The sequence below is a fragment of the Rhizobium metallidurans genome (genome assembly GCF_014196505.1).
Lineage (GTDB): Bacteria > Pseudomonadota > Alphaproteobacteria > Rhizobiales > Rhizobiaceae > Rhizobium > Rhizobium metallidurans.
Genome location: NZ_JACIDW010000001.1, coordinates 107,583 through 124,522, shown reverse-complemented (window position 1 = coordinate 124,522; position 16,940 = coordinate 107,583). Strand labels below are relative to the sequence as shown.

14 protein-coding genes are annotated in these 16,940 nt (G+C 62.4%); 10 read left to right on the top strand and 4 right to left on the bottom strand.

All coding sequences use genetic code 11. The annotated features are described in order from the left end of the window. Nucleotides 1-82 precede the first annotated feature (82 nt). A complete protein-coding gene (locus GGQ67_RS00565; RefSeq protein ID WP_183898241.1) occupies nucleotides 83-946 on the bottom strand; it encodes an SDR family oxidoreductase in 864 nt (287 codons plus the stop codon). Nucleotides 947-1,046: 100 nt separating this feature from the next. On the opposite strand from GGQ67_RS00565, the gene GGQ67_RS00560 reads away from it, so the two are divergent. From GGQ67_RS00560 to GGQ67_RS00530, 7 genes are all read left to right on the top strand, one after another. After that, nucleotides 1,047-1,940 (top strand): LysR family transcriptional regulator, encoded by an 894-nt coding sequence (locus tag GGQ67_RS00560; protein ID WP_183898240.1) that lies wholly within the window; start codon nucleotides 1,047-1,049, stop codon nucleotides 1,938-1,940. Between the two features lie 266 nt (nucleotides 1,941-2,206). After that, nucleotides 2,207-2,929, top strand: coding sequence for a FadR/GntR family transcriptional regulator (locus GGQ67_RS00555; protein WP_183898239.1), 723 nt, complete (start codon nucleotides 2,207-2,209; stop codon nucleotides 2,927-2,929). Beyond that, nucleotides 2,926-4,092 (top strand): PLP-dependent transferase, encoded by a 1,167-nt coding sequence (locus tag GGQ67_RS00550; protein ID WP_183898238.1) that lies wholly within the window; start codon nucleotides 2,926-2,928, stop codon nucleotides 4,090-4,092. Before GGQ67_RS00555 ends, GGQ67_RS00550 begins: the two co-directional genes overlap by 4 nt. Before the next feature lie 42 nt (nucleotides 4,093-4,134). Next, nucleotides 4,135-5,394: an ABC transporter substrate-binding protein gene (locus tag GGQ67_RS00545; protein WP_183898237.1), complete on the top strand. Its 1,260-nt coding sequence runs from the start codon at nucleotides 4,135-4,137 to the stop codon at nucleotides 5,392-5,394. A 200-nt stretch (nucleotides 5,395-5,594) separates the two neighbouring features. After that, nucleotides 5,595-6,530: a carbohydrate ABC transporter permease gene (locus tag GGQ67_RS00540; RefSeq protein ID WP_183898236.1), complete on the top strand. Its 936-nt coding sequence runs from the start codon at nucleotides 5,595-5,597 to the stop codon at nucleotides 6,528-6,530. 3 nt (nucleotides 6,531-6,533) lie between these two features. Continuing rightward, entirely contained in the window at nucleotides 6,534-7,364 is an 831-nt protein-coding gene (locus GGQ67_RS00535) for a carbohydrate ABC transporter permease (RefSeq protein WP_183898235.1), read from the top strand. Between the two features lie 4 nt (nucleotides 7,365-7,368). Further along, nucleotides 7,369-8,427 carry an ABC transporter ATP-binding protein gene (locus GGQ67_RS00530; RefSeq protein WP_183898234.1) on the top strand — a complete coding sequence of 353 codons (1,059 nt, stop codon included), beginning with the start codon at nucleotides 7,369-7,371 and terminating at the stop codon, nucleotides 8,425-8,427. A 12-nt stretch (nucleotides 8,428-8,439) separates the two neighbouring features. On the opposite strand, the gene GGQ67_RS00525 is transcribed toward GGQ67_RS00530, so the two are convergent. Further along, a complete protein-coding gene (locus tag GGQ67_RS00525) occupies nucleotides 8,440-9,531 on the bottom strand; it encodes a calcium:cation antiporter (RefSeq protein ID WP_183898840.1) in 1,092 nt (363 codons plus the stop codon). Nucleotides 9,532-9,723: 192 nt separating this feature from the next. Further along, on the bottom strand, nucleotides 9,724-10,653 hold the full coding sequence (locus tag GGQ67_RS00520) for a LysR family transcriptional regulator (RefSeq protein ID WP_183898233.1): 930 nt from the start codon (nucleotides 10,651-10,653) through the stop codon (nucleotides 9,724-9,726). Nucleotides 10,654-10,826: 173 nt separating this feature from the next. Between GGQ67_RS00520 and GGQ67_RS00515 the strand changes: the two genes are divergently transcribed. The 3 genes from GGQ67_RS00515 to fhuB are packed head-to-tail and all read left to right on the top strand — an operon-like array spanning nucleotide 10,827 to nucleotide 15,846. After that, nucleotides 10,827-12,956, top strand: coding sequence for a TonB-dependent siderophore receptor (locus tag GGQ67_RS00515; protein ID WP_183898839.1), 2,130 nt, complete (start codon nucleotides 10,827-10,829; stop codon nucleotides 12,954-12,956). Between the two features lie 20 nt (nucleotides 12,957-12,976). Next, a complete protein-coding gene (locus tag GGQ67_RS00510; protein WP_183898232.1) occupies nucleotides 12,977-13,882 on the top strand; it encodes an iron-siderophore ABC transporter substrate-binding protein in 906 nt (301 codons plus the stop codon). Further along, on the top strand, nucleotides 13,879-15,846 hold the full coding sequence (gene fhuB / locus GGQ67_RS00505; protein ID WP_183898231.1) for a Fe(3+)-hydroxamate ABC transporter permease FhuB: 1,968 nt from the start codon (nucleotides 13,879-13,881) through the stop codon (nucleotides 15,844-15,846). The genes GGQ67_RS00510 and fhuB overlap by 4 nt, the downstream gene beginning before the upstream one ends. A gap of 7 nt (nucleotides 15,847-15,853) precedes the next feature. Here fhuB and GGQ67_RS00500 read toward each other — a convergent pair whose 3' ends face one another. Beyond that, nucleotides 15,854-16,915: an Ldh family oxidoreductase gene (locus tag GGQ67_RS00500; RefSeq protein ID WP_183898230.1), complete on the bottom strand. Its 1,062-nt coding sequence runs from the start codon at nucleotides 16,913-16,915 to the stop codon at nucleotides 15,854-15,856. Nucleotides 16,916-16,940: the final 25 nt, after the last annotated feature.

Below are 16,940 nucleotides of genomic sequence, written 5' to 3'. Positions count from 1 at the left end.
ATATTCCTGTCGCCATGGGACGAAATGGCCAAAGCTGTCGAGGACCGACACTTCCTGGTTCGGCCCTCGACTCGGGTTAGGTCTAAGCGGCAAGAGCTGCCGCGGTCTCGCGATAGGAATGCAGCGGTCGGCCAAGTGTCTTGACGAGGCGTTCCACGTCGCCATCCTGCGGGATCATGCCGTGGCTCACGTACCGCTCCGCCATCAGGCGCATTTCATAGGCCGTCCATTTCGGCATGAAGGTCGCCATATTCTGCTCGAAGCCGGCCGGATCGTCGCCCCCGTAGACGATTTGCCTGCCAAGGATATCCGACCAGATGGCGGCGATGCCGTCTCCTGTGAGCGTTTCCGGTCCAACGAGGTTGATCGTCTCGATCGGAAGCTTGCCTGGCGCCTCGTCTCGGCGGATCAGTTCGATTGCCGCCACCTCGGCGATGTCGCGGACATCCACCATTGCAACGCCCTTGGCGCCGATCGGCATAGGGTAGACGCCATGGGTCAGGACAACGTCTTTGATCATGACCTCGTTGTCGATGAAGTAGCTCGGGCGCAGGATCGTCGCGCTGAAATCCATCTCCTTGAGCATCCGCTCGGCGCCAGACTTCACGGCGAAGTGCGGAACATTGACCGCACCATCGGCATCGAAGACCGACAGGTATACGACGCGCTCGACGCCAGCTTCTCTGGCGATGTTAAGGGCGATAATCGCCTGAGCAAACTCGTCGCCCGTTACGGCATTGAGCAGGAAAAGCGTGCGCACACCTTTGAAGGCGTTGCGCAGGGAGTCGAGGTCGAGGATCTCACCCTGGACCACTTCGACGTCGATCGGGAAGCCCGCCTTCGAGGTGTCGCGGGTCAGGATGCGTACCTTGGCGCTGCGGGATACAAGCTGCTCGACGACATGACGGCCGACGCGGCCGGTTGCACCGATTACGAGGATTGTCATGAAAGTTCTCCGTTGGTTGTTGACAACCCAAATATGAATGGCTCACTGGTGACCCAATAGATGGATAATCTGAACACCTTGTCTCAAGAGTGGAACACTTATGGATCTCCTTGGTCTTGCCGATTTTGTACTTGTCGCCCGCCATGGCGGCTTTGGCAAAGCGGCGAGGGCGACAGGTCGTCCTAAAGCCACTCTCTCTCGACGTGTCGCTGAGCTGGAAGCCAGTCTTGGTCTGCGCCTTGTGGAACGCGGTGCCAGGATGCTGAAACTTACTGAGGAGGGGCGGGCGCTTCACCAGCGGGCTGGAGCGCTCCTCACCGAACTGGATGAGACAGCCTCCGCGATCGCAGCCGGCGGCGACAGGCCGCGTGGCAGGTTGCGCATCAGTGCTCCGTTGCTGTTCTCTCAGACGGCAATGGGAAAGTTGGCCGCCAGTTTCGCCCTGAAGCACCCGGATGTCAGACTGGAGGTCACCACCGAGGATCGCGCGGTAGATATGGTCGAGGAAGGTTACGACCTTGTGATCCGCGTCAATCCTGATCCTGACAACAGTCTCGTTGGCCGTGTCTTTCTTCGGGATCGGCTAGTGATAGTCGCCCCTCCGGACATGGATTACCTGCGAAGCAGTGCCGTCGTTCCCGTGGTAGTGCGCGGCACGACGAGTGAGATGAAGCCGTGGGTGATGACTTCCGAAGAGGGTTCTGCCTCCATCAATGTTGAGCCGGTCCTCACTGTCTCCTCGCTGATGAATGTCCGCGACGCCGTCAGAATGGGCGTGGGGGCAGCACAGCTTCCTATTTCTCTTGTCAGCCGGGATCTTGCTCTGGGTCGGGTTGCCAAGTGGGGCGACGTCCAAGGCTCAGAGGTTGGCCTTTGGGCGCTCTATCCTTCAAAACGATTGCTAAGTGCGCGGGTCTCGGCGTTCATCGACCACCTCAAAAGTGCGTTCCCGACGGGGATGCCGGATGAACTTTCCACCTACATCGACCCCTGATCGCCCGCATTGCGTGCTACGTTCGTCCGATAAGCAGGCGACAAAAGTAAGTAACTGAAAACGAACGATTAATTCAATTTTGTGATCGCCTGGAGGTTTTCGAGGTCAGTGCTGCAGGGAAAGCCATGCCTTGCAATCGGGAAATGTGGCCACTGTGATTGGGAATCCGCAGTCACGCGGCATCTTGACGAGTCACTAATCTATGTGAAATGCTAAGATGTCAGACCAATTCAGAGGTCGGCTGCCTATAAGAATATTGGGGAACCATGAGGGCATCAAACAGCGATAGGCCGGTTATCCGGCCGCTTCCGGCAATGGATCGCGCGCGTCAGGTAACGGATGCGCTGGCGGACTATGTGGAAGCCGCGCGGCTGCAGGCCGGCGAGCGGTTGCCGGCGGAGCGCGAGCTGATGGCGAACCTCAGGGTCGGGCGATCGACCATTCGCGAGGCGATCCGGCACTTCCAGGCGCTCGGCGTGATCGAGACGCGCAAGGGCAGCGGAACATACCTGCTGAAGCCGATCTCGAAGGCGACCATCCATATGCCGCTGTCGCTGCATGCGACTGATCTGCGCAATGCATTGCTGCAAACGCTGGAAGTCCGTCGCGGCATCGAGTGCGAGGCGGGCATGGTGGCGGCGAAGAAGCGGACGGCGCAGGATCTGATCGTCATCGAGGAAAAGCTCGACGAGATGGAGCGGGTTCATCTGGAGAAGGGCACGTCGGGTCCCGAGGACCTGGCCTTTCACCTCGCCATCTATGACGCCAGCCACAATCCGCTGTTTCGCCAGTTGCTCGAGCAGATGCGCGAGACCTTCTGGCAGTTCTGGCAGCACCCCTTCGAACGGCAGGATTTCGCCCGTCGCTCCTTTCCCTTTCACCGCACGCTCTTCAACGCGATCGCCGCGCGCGATCCCGAGGCGGCGCGCGAAGAGACACTGAAGATCCTCGCCGTCGTCGAGGAAGACATCAAGGACATGTCCCAATGAGCAACGGTTCAGACCCGTTCGAGTTCGCATCCCTCATCACCGCGCACGACGAAGGAAATTTCGCCGAGGCCGTGGTGCCGCCGATCTTCCAGACGTCGCTGTTCACCTTCTCCGATTATGACGACATGATTGCCTCGTATCGCGGCGAAAAGGTGCGCCCGATCTATACCCGCGGCCTCAATCCGACGGTCAGGATGTTCGAGGAGATGCTGGCGAAGCTCGAGGGTGCTGAGGACGCGCTCGGTTTTGCCAGCGGCATGGCGGCGATCTCGTCGGCGGTGCTCGCCTTCGTCGAGCCGGGGGACCGTATCGTCGCGGTCAAGCATGTCTATCCCGATGCATTCCGCCTGTTCGGCACGGTGCTGAGGCGGATGAAGGTGGAGGTGACCTATGTCGATGGCCGCGATGAAGAAGCTGTTGCCAAGGCGCTGCCCGGCGCCCGGCTGTTCTACATGGAAAGCCCGACGAGCTGGGTGATGGAAGCGCACGATGTCGGCGCGCTTGCGGCGCTGGCAAAGCAGCATGGTGTCATCTCGATGATCGACAACAGCTGGGCAAGCCCGGTCTTCCAGCGGCCGATCACGCTGGGCGTCGATCTCGTAATTCACTCGGCCTCGAAATATCTCGGCGGCCACAGCGATGTCGTCGCCGGCGTCGTGGCGGGATCGAAGGAGATGGTCGCCCGCGTCAAGGCGGAATCCTATCCCTATCTCGGCGGCAAGCTGTCGCCCTTTGACGCCTGGCTCCTGATCCGTGGCATGCGCACCTTGCCGATCCGCATGAAGGCGCACGAGGCGGCCGGCATGACGATCGCCAAGCGCCTGCAGGATCTCGATGTCGTCGAAACGGTCTGCCATCCGGGCCTCGCCAATCGGCTGCCGGCGGGTCTCAACGGCACGTCCGGCCTGTTCTCGTTTATATTCCGCGAAGGTGTCGATATCCGCGCCTTCGCCGATCACCTCAAGCTCTTCAAACTGGGAGTGAGCTGGGGTGGGCATGAAAGCCTGATCGTACCAGGCGAGGTCGTCCTTCAGCAGAAGGCACAGCCCAATTCCGCGCATACCTTCGGGATCCATGCGCGGTCCGTACGCCTCCATGTCGGTCTCGAAGGAACCGAGGCCTTGTGGAGAGACATCGAGGAGGCGCTTTCCGTCGCTTCGTAAAAGTCCAGAAACAGAGGAAAAACCTGGAAGGGGGAACTGAGCATGAAAAGACTGATAACCGCAACGCTGCTGGCCACGATGATGGCGGGTACGGCGATGGCCGAAACGACGCTGAAGCTCGTGGAGGTGATCACCAGTCCGGAGCGCACGGAAACGCTGAAGTCGATCGTCGCCAAATTCGAGGCCGCCAACCCCGGCACCAAGGTCGACATCATCTCGCTGCCCTGGAACGAAGCGTTCCAGAAATTCGCGACGATGGTATCGGCGGGCGACACCCCTGACGTCATGGAAATGCCGGACACCTGGCTCTCGCTCTACGCCAACAACGGCATGCTGGAGAGCCTCGAGCCCTACCTCGAGAAATGGGAATACACCAAGGGCCTGACGCCGCGCGCGCTCGAGCTCGGCCGCGACGTCAAGAATACCGCCTATATGCTGCCCTACGGCTTCTATCTGCGCGCGCTCTTCTACAACAAGAACCTCTTCAAGCAAGCCGGCGTGTCCGAGCCGCCGAAAACGATGGACGAATTCGTCGCCGCCGCCGAAAAAGTCTCCAAGATTCCCGGCAAGTCCGGCTACTGCCTGCGCGGCGGACCGGGCGGCCTGAACGGCTGGGTGATGTTCGGCGCGACCATGGCCGGCTCCAACAAGTTCTTCAACGACGACGGCACCTCGACCATGAACAGCGAAGGCTGGACGAAGGGTCTCGAATGGGTGGTCGATCTCTACAAGAAGGGCCTGGCGCCGAAGGACAGCGTCAACTGGGGCTTCAACGAGACGGTGGCCGGCTTCTATTCCGGCACCTGCGCCATGCTCGACCAGGATCCGGACGCCCTGATCGCGGTTGCCCAGCGCATGAAGCCCGAGGATTTCGGCGTCACCAAGATGCCGGTTGGACCGAGCGGCAAGGGCTTCACGACCATCGGTTTCGCCGGCTGGTCAATGTTCACCACCAGCCAGAACAAGGATCTGTCCTGGAAGCTGATCGAGACGCTTGAATCGCCCGAGGGCAACATCGAGTGGAACAAGCGCACCGGCGCGCTGCCGGTTCATACTTCGGCGGAGAAGGACCCCTTCTACGCCAGCGAGCAGTTCAAGGGCTGGTTTGACGAATTGGCCGACAAGAACATCGTTCCGACAGTGATGCCGACCTACCTCGAGGAATTCGCCTTCTTCAAGGATTCGCTGGCTATCAAGACGACGCAGCAGGCGCTTCTCGGCGATATCACGCCGAAGGAACTGGCTGACCAGTGGGCGGACTATCTGACCAAGGCTCAGCAGAAGTACCTCTCGAAGAAGTAAGCGGGTGAAGAGGGGGCTTCGGTAAATGTGGCCCCCTCATCCGCCTGCCGGCACCTTCTCCCCGTTGGGGAGAAGGGGTTCCGTCGCAACCTCTCCGTTCCCTTCTCCCCAATGGGGAGAAGGTGGCCTGGTAAGGCCGGATGAGGGGGCCGCGGGCACTACTGCGGGCAAACCGAACGTAACCATGAAAGCCGCCCAAGATGACCATGACCGCCGATACGCTCGACAGTCGCCGTGACCGAAGGTCGTGGCTGAAGCGCGTCGCCGATGCCTCGGAACCCTATCTCTATAGCGCGCCATCGCTCGTCCTCATCATCGCCGTGATGCTGGTGCCGCTGGTGATCGGCGTGTCCTACGCGTTCCGCGACGTCCAACTGCTGAACCCCTTTTCCGGCGGCTTCGTCGGCCTCGATCAGTTTCGTGCGCTTTCGAAGGACGCCGCTTTCTACGGGGCGTTGAAGAACACGCTCTGGTGGACCGGCGCGTCGGTGGTCCTGCAGTTCATCTTCGGGCTGATCCTGGCGCTTTTGCTCGACAAGCCGTTCTGGGGCAGGGGGCTCGTTCAGGCGCTGGTGTTCCTGCCCTGGGCCGTCCCATCGTTTCTCGCCGGCCTCAACTGGGCCTGGCTGTTCAATCCCGTCATCGGACCAATTCCGCACTGGCTTTACGCGATCGGCCTGATGAGCGAGCCGCGCAACATCCTGTCCGACCCTCAATACGCCATGTGGGGACCGATCATCGCCAATGTCTGGTGGGGCATTCCCTTCTTCGCCATCACCCTGCTCGCCGCCCTGCAGGCGATCCCGCGCGATCTCTACGAGGCCGCCTCGATCGACGGCGCGACGTGGTTTCAGCGGTTCCGCTCGATCACGCTGCCGTTTCTGGCGCCCACCATCGCGATCACCGTTCTCCTGCGCACCGTGTGGGTGTCGAACTTCGCCGACCTCATCGTCGTCATGACCGGCGGTGGTCCGGCCGATCGCACGCAGATCGTTGCCAGCTATATCTTCACCCAGGCCTTCAAGCGGCTCGATTTCGGATATGCCTCGGCCATTGCGCTTGTGCTGCTGGTGCTGCTGCTCGCCTATTCCATGCTGATCATCCTGCTGCGGCAGACCCTGCTGAACAAGGATTGAGCCATGAGACGATCCATCATCCCCACCATCGCGCACCGTCTGGCGATCCTGTGCTACATCGCTTTCGCGCTGTTTCCGCTGTTCTGGCTGCTCAAGGTCTCCGTGACGCCCAACGACCTTCTCTATTCCGAGGGTGTGCGGATGTGGCCGTCGCGCACGACATGGGACCACTATAGCTTCGTGATCCGGAACAGCGCGTTTCCGACCTTCTTCAAGAACAGCCTGATCGTTTCGGCCTCGACCGCCGTCGTCGTCACCATCTGCGCCTCGCTTTCGGGATATGCGCTGTCTCGGTTCAATTTCCGGGCGAAATACTGGATCGTGGCGCTGATGCTGCTGACGCAGATGTTTCCGCTGGTCATGCTGGTGGCGCCGATCTTCAAGATCCTGACGCCTCTGCACCTGACCAACAGCCTGACCGGCCTTGTCGTCGTCTACACCGCCTTCAACGTGCCCTTCGCGACCTTCCTGATGCAGTCCTTCTTCGACGGTATCCCGAAGGATTTGGAGGAGGCGGCGATGATCGATGGCGCGACGCAATTCACCGCGTTTCGCCAGATCATCCTGCCGCTGACATTGCCGGGGATCGCCGCGACGCTCGGCTTCGTGTTCACCGCGGCCTGGAGCGAGCTGCTCTTCGCGCTGATGCTGATCAACGGCAACGACGCCGCGACCTTCCCGGTCGGACTGCTGACCTTCGTGGGCAAATTCTCGGTCGACTTTGGCCAGATGATGGCGGCGGGTGTCCTCGCGCTCATCCCGGCCGGTCTCTTCTTCCTTCTCATCCAGCGCTACCTCGTCCAGGGCCTGACGGCCGGCGCGGTCAAGGGTTAATCACATGGCATCGATCGATATCCAGAACGTCAAGAAATCCTTTGGCCATGTCCACGTCCTGCAGGACGTCGAGCTGAAGATCGAGGATGGCGAGTTCGTCGTGCTCGTCGGGCCGTCCGGCTGCGGCAAATCCACATTGCTCCGGATGATCGCCGGCCTCGAGGAGGTGACCTCCGGCGAGATCCGGATCGCCGGAAACCGGGTCAACGAACTGCATCCGAAAGACCGAGACATCGCCATGGTGTTCCAGTCCTATGCGCTCTATCCGCATATGAATGTCGCCGGAAACATGAGCTACAGCCTGAAGCTCCGGAAGACGGCCAAGGACAAGATCGCCAGCGTCGTCGGCGCGGCTGCCTCCAAGCTCGGGCTCGACCCGCTTCTCGAGCGCCGCCCGAAGGCTCTATCGGGGGGGCAGCGTCAGCGCGTCGCCATGGGCCGCGCCATCGTGCGCCAGCCGAAGGCGTTCCTGTTCGACGAACCTCTGTCGAACCTCGATGCCCGTCTGCGCGAGCAGATGCGCGCCGAGATCAAGAAACTGCATGGGGACCTGAAGGCGACCTCGATCTACGTCACCCATGACCAGATCGAGGCAATGACGCTGGCGGACCGGATTGTCGCCATGTATGGCGGGGTGGTGCAGCAGGTGGGCAGTCCGCTCGAGCTCTACGATCGCCCCGCCAATCTCTTCGTCGCCGGCTTCATCGGCTCCCCGGGCATGAATTTTCTCGACGCAACCTACAGGAACGGCGGCGCGCAGCTGAAGGACGGCACCGTTGTCTCGCTGTCCACTCCGCTCAAGCTTGCCGTTGGCGACAAGGTGACGCTTGGAATCCGTCCCGAGCATGTCGTCATGACATCGGAGGAGACCGGCATGAAGGCAAGTGTCGAGCTGATCGAGCCGACCGGCTTCGGGATCATCCTCCATCTTTCGCTGCATGGTTTGCCGTTCAAGATATTCACGCTTGATCGGGCGGCACTGACGGCGGGGCCGGATGTCAATGTCAGCTTCCCCGCACAGCATCTTCATGTGTTCGACGCGAAGGGCGAGAGGGCGAGCTGATCGCGATCAGCCTTACGCCTCGAAGATCAAAAGGAAGTAGGCCACGAACAAAACGAGGTGCACCGCCCCTTGCATCAGATGCGTGCGGCCGCTTGAAAAGGTGATGATGCTCAAGGCAAGCGTGAGCACCAGCATGATCGGGCTGCTGTGATCGAGGCCGAGAATGACGGGATTTCCCGTGAGATGGCTGATCACGAGCATGGCGGGGACAGTAAGGCCGATGGTCGACAGCACCGAGCCTAGAAAGATGTTGACCGATCGCTGCAGGTGGTTGGCGACCGATGCGCGCACCGCGCTTATCGCCTCGGGCGTCGCTACCAGTATGGCCATGATCACGCCGCCGAGCGCGGGCGGCGCGCGCAGCGTTTCGATGAAATAGTCGATCGGCGCCGCCAGCTGCTCGACAAGGAACACGACCAGCGACATGTAGACGAGGAGCATCACGATCGGCCACCAAAGCGGCCCCCGATGAGCCGCGTGACGGCTTTGAGGCATTGCCTCTTCCGTATCGTCGATGAAAAAGCCCCGGTGGCGTCCGGTCTGCAGCATCAGGAACACGCCATAAAGCCCGACCGAGATGAAAGCCAGCACCGACTGCTGGACAGTCGAGTAACCCGGTCCGCCGCTGGGGTGCGTGAAGTTCGGCATGATCATGCTGAGCGTTGCCAGCGGCACGATCACGCCCAGATAGGCATTCGCGCCTTGCAGATTATGCCTCTGCTCATGTCGCCGCCAGGCGCCGAACAGCAGCGAGAGCCCGACCATCCCGTTCAGGATGATCATGACAACGGCAAACAGGGTATCGCGCACCAGCGTCGGGTTGTTCTCGCCGTGCTGCATCACGGCGGTGATCGCCACCACCTCCATCGTGGTGATCGAGAGCGTCAGTATGAGCGTCCCATACGGCTCGCCCAGGCGCTCCGCAAGGTGATCGGCATGCCGCACGACCGCCAGCGCGGAGCCGAGAACGACGGAGAACAGCCAGAGAAAAATGAGCGTGAGCAAAAAGGGGTTGGCAAGCAGCGCCAACAGCTTCGGACCCTGAAGCAGGAAAATGACGCTCGTCAGCGCGCTGATCGCAAGGAACCACTCCCGCCGCAGCATGCTGCCGGTGGGCGGACGATGCAGCGTTCCCGCATCTGCTGTCACGTCGCGTTTCTCCCGCGGAAGGTTTTCGTAGCCAGGCAGCACGTCCCATGAGAAAGGCCCGGCGACCCCATGAGATGAAAGCACGGGGCTTGCTCGGCCTCAAGATCAAATCAACCGAGCGTTTCGCGCAAGGCGCTGCATTCTTGCTCAGAGGTTGCGTTTGCTGTGGGCGATGAACGCCCGTACAGCCGGAGAGGCTTCCGTTTTCCTGTAGGCGACGACGAGGTCGGAGGTTACGTTGGTATGAGGCAGCGGGACGTAGCGGATACCCGGTAGCCGAACGCATTCGAGCGATTTCGGCACGACCGCGACGCCTGCTCCGATCGCCACCATGCTGCCGATGCCGGTGAAGTCCCAGGAGGTGGAATCGATATTCGGCTCGAACCCCGCCTCCTTGCAGGCCGCGTATGTCGTGCCGTGGAAGCCGACATCGCGCGGCTGCTGTGGCGTCAGAAACATTTCACCAGCGAGAGCCGCGAGATTTGCGGTGCTGCGTTCCAGTGTGAGCGGATGCCCGTCCGGCGCCATCAGCATGATGGGCTCGCGGCGGATGATGTGGGTTGCAAGGCCGTCGGGGATAGGCGCGGGGCCGCGGATGAAGGCGAAATCGAGCAGTCCTTCGACGATGCGGGCGAGCTGCTTGCGCAGTTCCATCTCGGTCAGGTCGATCTCGACGCCGGGGTGGTCGCGCTTGTAGGCCTTGATCGACTGCACGACGGCGCCGGAATAGGCTGCCGACGCCACATACCCGATGGAGACGCGCCCCGTTTCGCCCCGGCTGATCCTGTTGACCGCCGCCATCGCGACATCCGCCTGCGCGAGGATCTTCATTGCCTCGTCGTAGAGCACCTGGCCGGATTGCGTGAGGTGCACGGATCGTCGTGTGCGATCGAGAAGCGACGTTCCCAAGATCTCCTCGAGTGCCATGATCTGCTGGCTCAGGCCCGGTTGGGCGATGCCGAGCCGGGCGGCCGCGCGCTCGAAGTTACGTTCCTCGACAAGGGCCACGAAGTATTTGAGGTGGCGCAGTTCGAAGGTTGGGTTGCGGGAAGACCGCCGTGAATTCGGGTTCGTCATGGGGGGCTGCTTTAGAATAATCATAAACTATGAGCGTTGAAAATTATCATAACTAAGACTGATGAAAATACCCCCTGTTATTTATTGGATGAATCGGGATAAGGTGACTAAACAAGTCCAGTTTTCGGATCGTGACTGGATTGGGCGGTAGAGTGGCAAGACACCTTAGTTTCATGGAAGCGCTGGCGGCAACGGCGGTGGTAGGCGTATCGGTATCGGCTCCGGGCCAATTGCGGGCGCAGGATACCGACGCTGCGACGGTTCTGGCGCCGATCACCGTGCAGTCCAAAGGCGCTGATGACCCCAAGGCGCCCGTGAAAGGTTTCGTCGCCAAGACCAGCTCGACGGCGACCAAGACGGGGACGCTGCTCCTGGAGACCCAGCAATCCATCTCGGTCGTCACCAACGATCAGATGCGCGCGCAGGGTGCTGAAACGGTCGGGCAGGCGGTGGAATACACGCCGGGCGTTTCCGGGACGCCCTACGGCTCCGATCCGCGCTTCGATTCGCCGCGAATCCGCGGCTTCGACGGCCGCCAGTCGCAATATCTGAATGGCCTGAAGATGATGCGCACCGCCGGCGCGCCGGCGATCGATCCCTATCAGCTGGAGCGCATCGAGGTTCTCAAGGGGCCGGCGTCGGTGATGTACGGCCAGGGAAATCCAGGCGGCATGATCAATCTGATCAGTAAGCGACCGGTGTTCGAGCGCTTCGGAGAGGTCGGCCTGCAGGCGGGAAGCTATGATACCTATGGCTCGTTCTTTGACGTCGGTGGTCCGGTCAGCGACGGTTCGGATTTCGCCTACCGCGTCACTGGCCTGGTACGCGCCGCCGGTGCCCAGACCGACAACCTCGACAACGATCGCTACTTCATCGCCCCCGCCCTGACATGGCAGCCCGATGACGATACGAAGCTGACGATCCTGACCAGCGTCCAGCGCGATAACCCCAGCACGCCATCCAGCCTGCCGGCCCAGTTGACGCTCAACGCTAAGGGCAATCGTCTTTCCCGCGACTTCTTCGTCGGCGACGAGAGTTTCGACAGTTCCTCGCGGACGCTGACAAACCTCGGCTATGAGTTCGAACAGCGTCTGAACGACGTCTGGACCTTCCGGCAGAATGTTCGCTACTCGAATTTCGACTGGAGTTATCAGGCGCTCGGCATGGCCACATCAGGTCTGGCGGCCGATGGTCGGACCATCAATCGAAACGCCACCTTCCAGGACGAAAACCTCAACACGTTCAACATCGACAACAATTTCCTGGCTGAGTTCGATACCGGCGACGTCGACCACAAGCTGCTGATGGGCGTCGACTATCGATACTTTTCCAACGATGCCAGCACGCAGTTCTGGCGGGCCACACCGCTCGATGCGTTCAATCCGGTGTATGGTGGTCCGATCACGCTCGCATCGAAGACGACCGACGCGCACGTCGTCTCCGATCTCCAGCAGTTCGGCGTCTATATCCAGGACGAGATGTCCTACAACAATTGGCGGGCGACGCTCGGCCTCAGGCAGGACTGGGCGAGCACGACAGGCACGTCGCTGAACGGGTTGAACAACGTCAGCCGGTCGCTCGACAAGGATGACCAGAAGCTGACCGGTCGCGCCGGGCTCGGCTATGTCTTCGACAACGGCATCGCGCCCTATATCAGCTACGCGACGTCGTTCGATCCGGTTCCGGTGCCGACGACCGGCCAGCTTCTGGAGCCGACCACCGGCAAGCAGGTGGAAATCGGCGTCAAGTATCAGCCCGAGGGCTGGAACGGCTTTTTCTCGGCCGCCATCTTCGATCTTCGCCAGCAGAACGTATCCAACACCGTCGCTCTTCCGGGCGGCGGAACGACGATCGCGCAGATCGGCGAAGTGCGCGCCAGGGGCGTCGAGCTCGAAGGTGTGGCAAGTCTCACCGACGGGCTGGACCTGCGCGCCGCCTACACGTACATGGACACGGAAATTCTGGGGCGTACGGACAATGGCAAGCGGTTGGACAACGTCCCGGCGAACGCCGCAAGCCTCTGGCTCGATTACACCTTCCAGGAGGGAAGCGAGCTGGATGGCTTTGGCATCGGCGGTGGCGTCAGATATGTGGGACAGCGTTATGGCGATACGGCCAATACATTCGATCTTGCCGGCGTCGCTCTCCTCGATGCCGCGATCCGCTACAAGAAGGACGGCGTTACCGCGTCGCTCAACCTCAAGAACATTACGGACAAGAACTATGTCTCAAGCTGCTCCTCGTTCGGCTGCTCCTATGGTGATGGCCGCACCGTCATGGCCAGATTGAGTTTTGCCTGGTAGCCGGCAGATAAAGTGGGCGCATGATTTCAGACAAATCCAACAGATCGGCTCTGATCGGGCGGCGGCAGGCTCTTGGCCTGCTCGCTGCCCTTGCCGTTGCATGGGATGCGAAGGCGGCAGATGCACCAGGCCGCATCGCGGCGATCGACTGGGCGATGCTCGAAACGCTGATGGCGCTCGGCGTGACCCCGATCGCGGCGACCGAGCTCATCCAGTTTCGCAGCGATGCCGTCGAGCCGGAGATTCCGTCTTCCGTCGTCGATCTCGGCTTGCGCGGCTCGCCCAATTTCGAGCTTCTCTACCTGCTGAAACCCGAGCTCATCCTGATTTCGCCGTTCTACGTCAGACACCAGCCGGCGCTTGAGGCCATCGCTCCCGTCTACTCGCTGCCTTTCTACGTCAAGGGCGAGCCGCCCTATGCCAAGGCGCTGAACGCGGTCTCGCAATTGGGCGCTCTGCTCGGTCGCGCGGATATGGCGGTCAAGGTGCTGGCCGATCAGGAGGCGCTGCTGGCGGGCCTTCGCCGGCAACTCGCACCGTTTTCGGCGCGGCCGACCTACATCGTCAACATCGGCGATTCCCGCCACTTCCGCGCCTTCGGCGCCGACAGCATGTTCGGGGACATCCTGCAGCGCCTCGGTCTGCCGAATGCCTGGACGGACCGGTCGCGCTTCACCTTCGCCGCACCGGTGCCCATGGAAAACCTCGCCGCCAATCCCGAGGCGCGTATCGTCATCGTCTCCGACATTCCCGTCGAGGCGCGAAACGGCCTGCGCAACAGCATGATCTGGAAATCGCTCCGGCCGGTTCGGGAAGGACGCGTCGTCACTATCGGCAACGTCAACCCTTACGGCGGCATCACCGCCGGTCTTCGCTTCGCGCGGCTGTTGAGCGAAGCGCTCGCCAACAGCGGAGAGACGCTTTGACGACACGCACAGCCTCGATATTCTTCGCCGCCGCCACCGCGCTTGCGGTCCTGCTCTTCCTGCAGCAGGCGCTGTCGTTCCTGTCGTTCGCTGCCTGGCCATCGCTGCCGCTAGCGCCGGATGGCATGAGCACAGAGCAGATTATTCTAGCCTACGGCGTCTTTCCAAGAGCCGCCGTCGCCATCCTAGCGGGTGCCGCCCTCGGCCTCGCTGGCGCCTTGCTGCAGCGGCTGCTGCGGAACCCGATCGCCGATCCCTCGACATTGGGCGTTTCGGCTGGCGCCCAGCTCGCCATTGTCGCGACGACGCTGTTTTATCCCGCGGTGCTTGACGGCTACCGCGCGCTCGTCGCGCTCGCGGGCGCCGGCGGCGCGACGGCGCTGGTTTTCCTGCTCGGCTGGCGCCGCAGCTTCGATCCCGTCACCATGGTCGTCTCAGGCCTGCTCGTCGGCATCACATGCGGCGCGCTGTCGGCCGCGATGACGCTTTCGCAGGGCGAATATCTCATGTCGCTGGTGACATGGAACGGCGGCGCTCTCGGCCAGCAGGATTGGTCCGTCGCCTCGACGCTTTCGCTCGAACTGCTCGCGGGCCTTGCCGCCAGCATCCTGCTGCTGCGGCCGCTGGCGCTGTTCGGCCTCGGCGACAGCGGCGCGAAATCGCTCGGCGTCGGGATCGTCGGCATACGCGTGGCGGTCGCGGTGATCGCGGTGGGTCTGGCCGCGGGTGTCGCGGCGAGCGTCGGGCTGGTCAGCTTTGTCGGCCTCGCCGCGCCGGCCCTGGTGCGCGGTCTCGGCGTCAGGAAGCCGCATGCCATCATCCTTTTGTCGCCGGTTGCGGGCGGTCTGTTGCTCTGGCTGTGCGATGGCCTTGTGCAATTCCTCGGGTCATCCACCAGCGAGACCTTTCCGACGGGGGCGATGACGGCGCTGATCGGCGGGCCGCTGCTGCTCTGGCTGCTGCCGAGGGTGAAGCCGGTGGAACTGCACGAGGAGCGTGCGCATGTGGCCGGTGCGAGGGCGCCGCGCAGATGGCTGGTCCTGCTTCTCGCTTTCTTGCCGGCGATTGCACTGGTTGTGCTTTTCCTGGCGCGGACCCCTGCCGGGTTCACACTGCTGTCGACACAGGACTTCGGCGACCTTCTGCCCATGCGCTGGCCACGTCTGCTGGCGTCGGCCGCCGCGGGCAGCCTGCTCGCGATCGCCGGCACCATTCTGCAGCGGTTGACCGGCAATCCGATGGCAAGCCCCGAGGTGCTGGGCGTCAGCGGCGGCGCCGGTGTCGGCTTTGCGGCGGCGATCACCATCGTGCCTGCCGCCGGTGTCGCCGAACTGTTCGCCGGCGCCGGTATCGGCTCGATGATCGTGATGATCATCGTCGTCGCATTCGCCAGCCGCCGTCAGCTCTCTCCCGAACGGCTGTTGCTCGCGGGCATCGCCGTCAGTTCGCTGACGTCGGCCATATTGTCGGCGTTGCTTGCGATCGGTGACCAGCGCTCATGGCAGATTCTCTCATGGCTCGGCGGCTCGTCCAACACGGCAACGCCGGCCTCGTCGACGGTTCTGGCGGTTCTGGCGCTGGTCAGCACGGGCATCGTGCTTTTCTTCACGCGCTGGCTGACGATCCTGCCGCTCGGCAGCGCTGTGCCGGTTGCGCTTGGCGTGCCGGTGCGCTCGGCTCGCACCACGATGATCTTCGTTGCCGGGCTTGCGACCGGCGCGGCGTCGCTACTCGTCGGACCTTTGAGTTTCGTGGGGCTGATGGGGCCGCACATCGCCCACCGCGCGGGCTTCACAAAGCCGGCGCACCAGCTTCTGGCATCGTCGGCGATCGGCGCTCTGTTGATGATCATCGCCGATCTCGGCGCGCGCACGGCGACCTTTCCCTACGAACTGCCGCTCGGCCTCTTCGCGGCGCTCGCCGGCGCGCCCTATCTCGTCTGGCTCATCGCCGTCAGGCGCTGAGCGTCAGTCAAGCCAGTGTCGATGGCATCGAGACGCCCAGCCGCTCGGCATGGCCACGTAGCGAGTCGATAATTCCGGGAAACAGGCGCACACCGTTGGCCAGCGCGCCGCGCTTGCGCGCGAGCCCGTTCTCGCCCGGCAGGCGGACGCGCTCGACGCCGGGGCGCGGCGGATTGTCGTGGCATGCATCGACGAGCCATCCCGTCTGGCGCAGGAAGGCTTCGCGACCGCCGAACGCAGCCGGATCGAACACCTGCACGGTAACCGCGGCATTGGTCCCCTTCGGCGCATCCGCGCGGCCATAGCCCGATAGCGCCTGGGTGAAGGCTTCGACATGCAGCGCCATGCCGTATCCCTTCTGGCCGTGGTCGAGCCCGCCTGTCGGCAACAGCGTCCCGCCGCGTTCGATGACAGCAGGGTCACGGCTCGGGTTGCCATCCGCGTCCATCAGCCATTCGTGCTCGTACTGGCGACCTTCGCGGATCAGGCGCTGCGCCATGTTGACCGTGGTGATCGAGGCGCTGATATCGATCAGGATCGGATCTCCCGATGTCGGGATGCCATGCGCCACGGGGTTGGGCGTGTAGACGCCCTTGCGGCCGCCGAATGGGGCGACCTGCGCGCCCGAAGGGCTCGAACTTGCGATGCTCACCATGTAGCCGCGGTCGGTCGCGATCGGCAGATAGGCGGCGAGGCAACCGATATGGTGGCTGTTGGCGATGGTTATCGTCGCCGTCCCGTATGTCTCGGCTCTATCGCAGCCAAGTTTGACGGCCTGCGATGTCAGCCATGCGCCGGGCAGGCGCTTGCCGCCCCAGGCGACGGCGGGTCCGCGGTCCGATATGACATCGGCGCTGCCCTCGCGCATCATCACGCCATCGGCGATGCTCTGCAGATACCAGCCGGCAAGTGCAAGGCCATGGGTCGTGTGCCCCATCAGATCCGCCTCGACGAGATAGAGGGCCACCGCCTCCGCTTTGTCCTCCTCCAGACCGGCGGACTTAAACAGGTCCTTGGCAAAGCCGCGCAGTGCCTCGGGCGCATATCGGATATCGGCGGTGTCGCTCATGGGTTTCTCCGTCGTTATTGAAAGT

Bases quoted from the DNA above. Each gene is read 5' to 3' on its own strand.
- GGQ67_RS00550 (WP_183898238.1), top strand. From the start codon at position 2,926: ATGAGCAACGGTTCAGACCCGTTCGAGTTCGCATCCCTCATCACCGCG.
- GGQ67_RS00560 (WP_183898240.1), top strand. From the start codon at position 1,047: ATGGATCTCCTTGGTCTTGCCGATTTTGTACTTGTCGCCCGCCATGGC.
- GGQ67_RS00500 (WP_183898230.1), bottom strand. From the start codon at position 16,915: ATGAGCGACACCGCCGATATCCGATATGCGCCCGAGGCACTGCGCGGC.
- GGQ67_RS00540 (WP_183898236.1), top strand. From the start codon at position 5,595: ATGACCATGACCGCCGATACGCTCGACAGTCGCCGTGACCGAAGGTCG.
- GGQ67_RS00555 (WP_183898239.1), top strand. From the start codon at position 2,207: ATGAGGGCATCAAACAGCGATAGGCCGGTTATCCGGCCGCTTCCGGCA.
- GGQ67_RS00530 (WP_183898234.1), top strand. From the start codon at position 7,369: ATGGCATCGATCGATATCCAGAACGTCAAGAAATCCTTTGGCCATGTC.
- GGQ67_RS00520 (WP_183898233.1), bottom strand. From the start codon at position 10,653: ATGACGAACCCGAATTCACGGCGGTCTTCCCGCAACCCAACCTTCGAA.
- GGQ67_RS00510 (WP_183898232.1), top strand. From the start codon at position 12,977: ATGATTTCAGACAAATCCAACAGATCGGCTCTGATCGGGCGGCGGCAG.
- GGQ67_RS00535 (WP_183898235.1), top strand. From the start codon at position 6,534: ATGAGACGATCCATCATCCCCACCATCGCGCACCGTCTGGCGATCCTG.
- GGQ67_RS00525 (WP_183898840.1), bottom strand. From the start codon at position 9,531: ATGCTGCGGCGGGAGTGGTTCCTTGCGATCAGCGCGCTGACGAGCGTC.
- GGQ67_RS00515 (WP_183898839.1), top strand. From the start codon at position 10,827: ATGGAAGCGCTGGCGGCAACGGCGGTGGTAGGCGTATCGGTATCGGCT.
- GGQ67_RS00565 (WP_183898241.1), bottom strand. From the start codon at position 946: ATGACAATCCTCGTAATCGGTGCAACCGGCCGCGTCGGCCGTCATGTC.
- GGQ67_RS00545 (WP_183898237.1), top strand. From the start codon at position 4,135: ATGAAAAGACTGATAACCGCAACGCTGCTGGCCACGATGATGGCGGGT.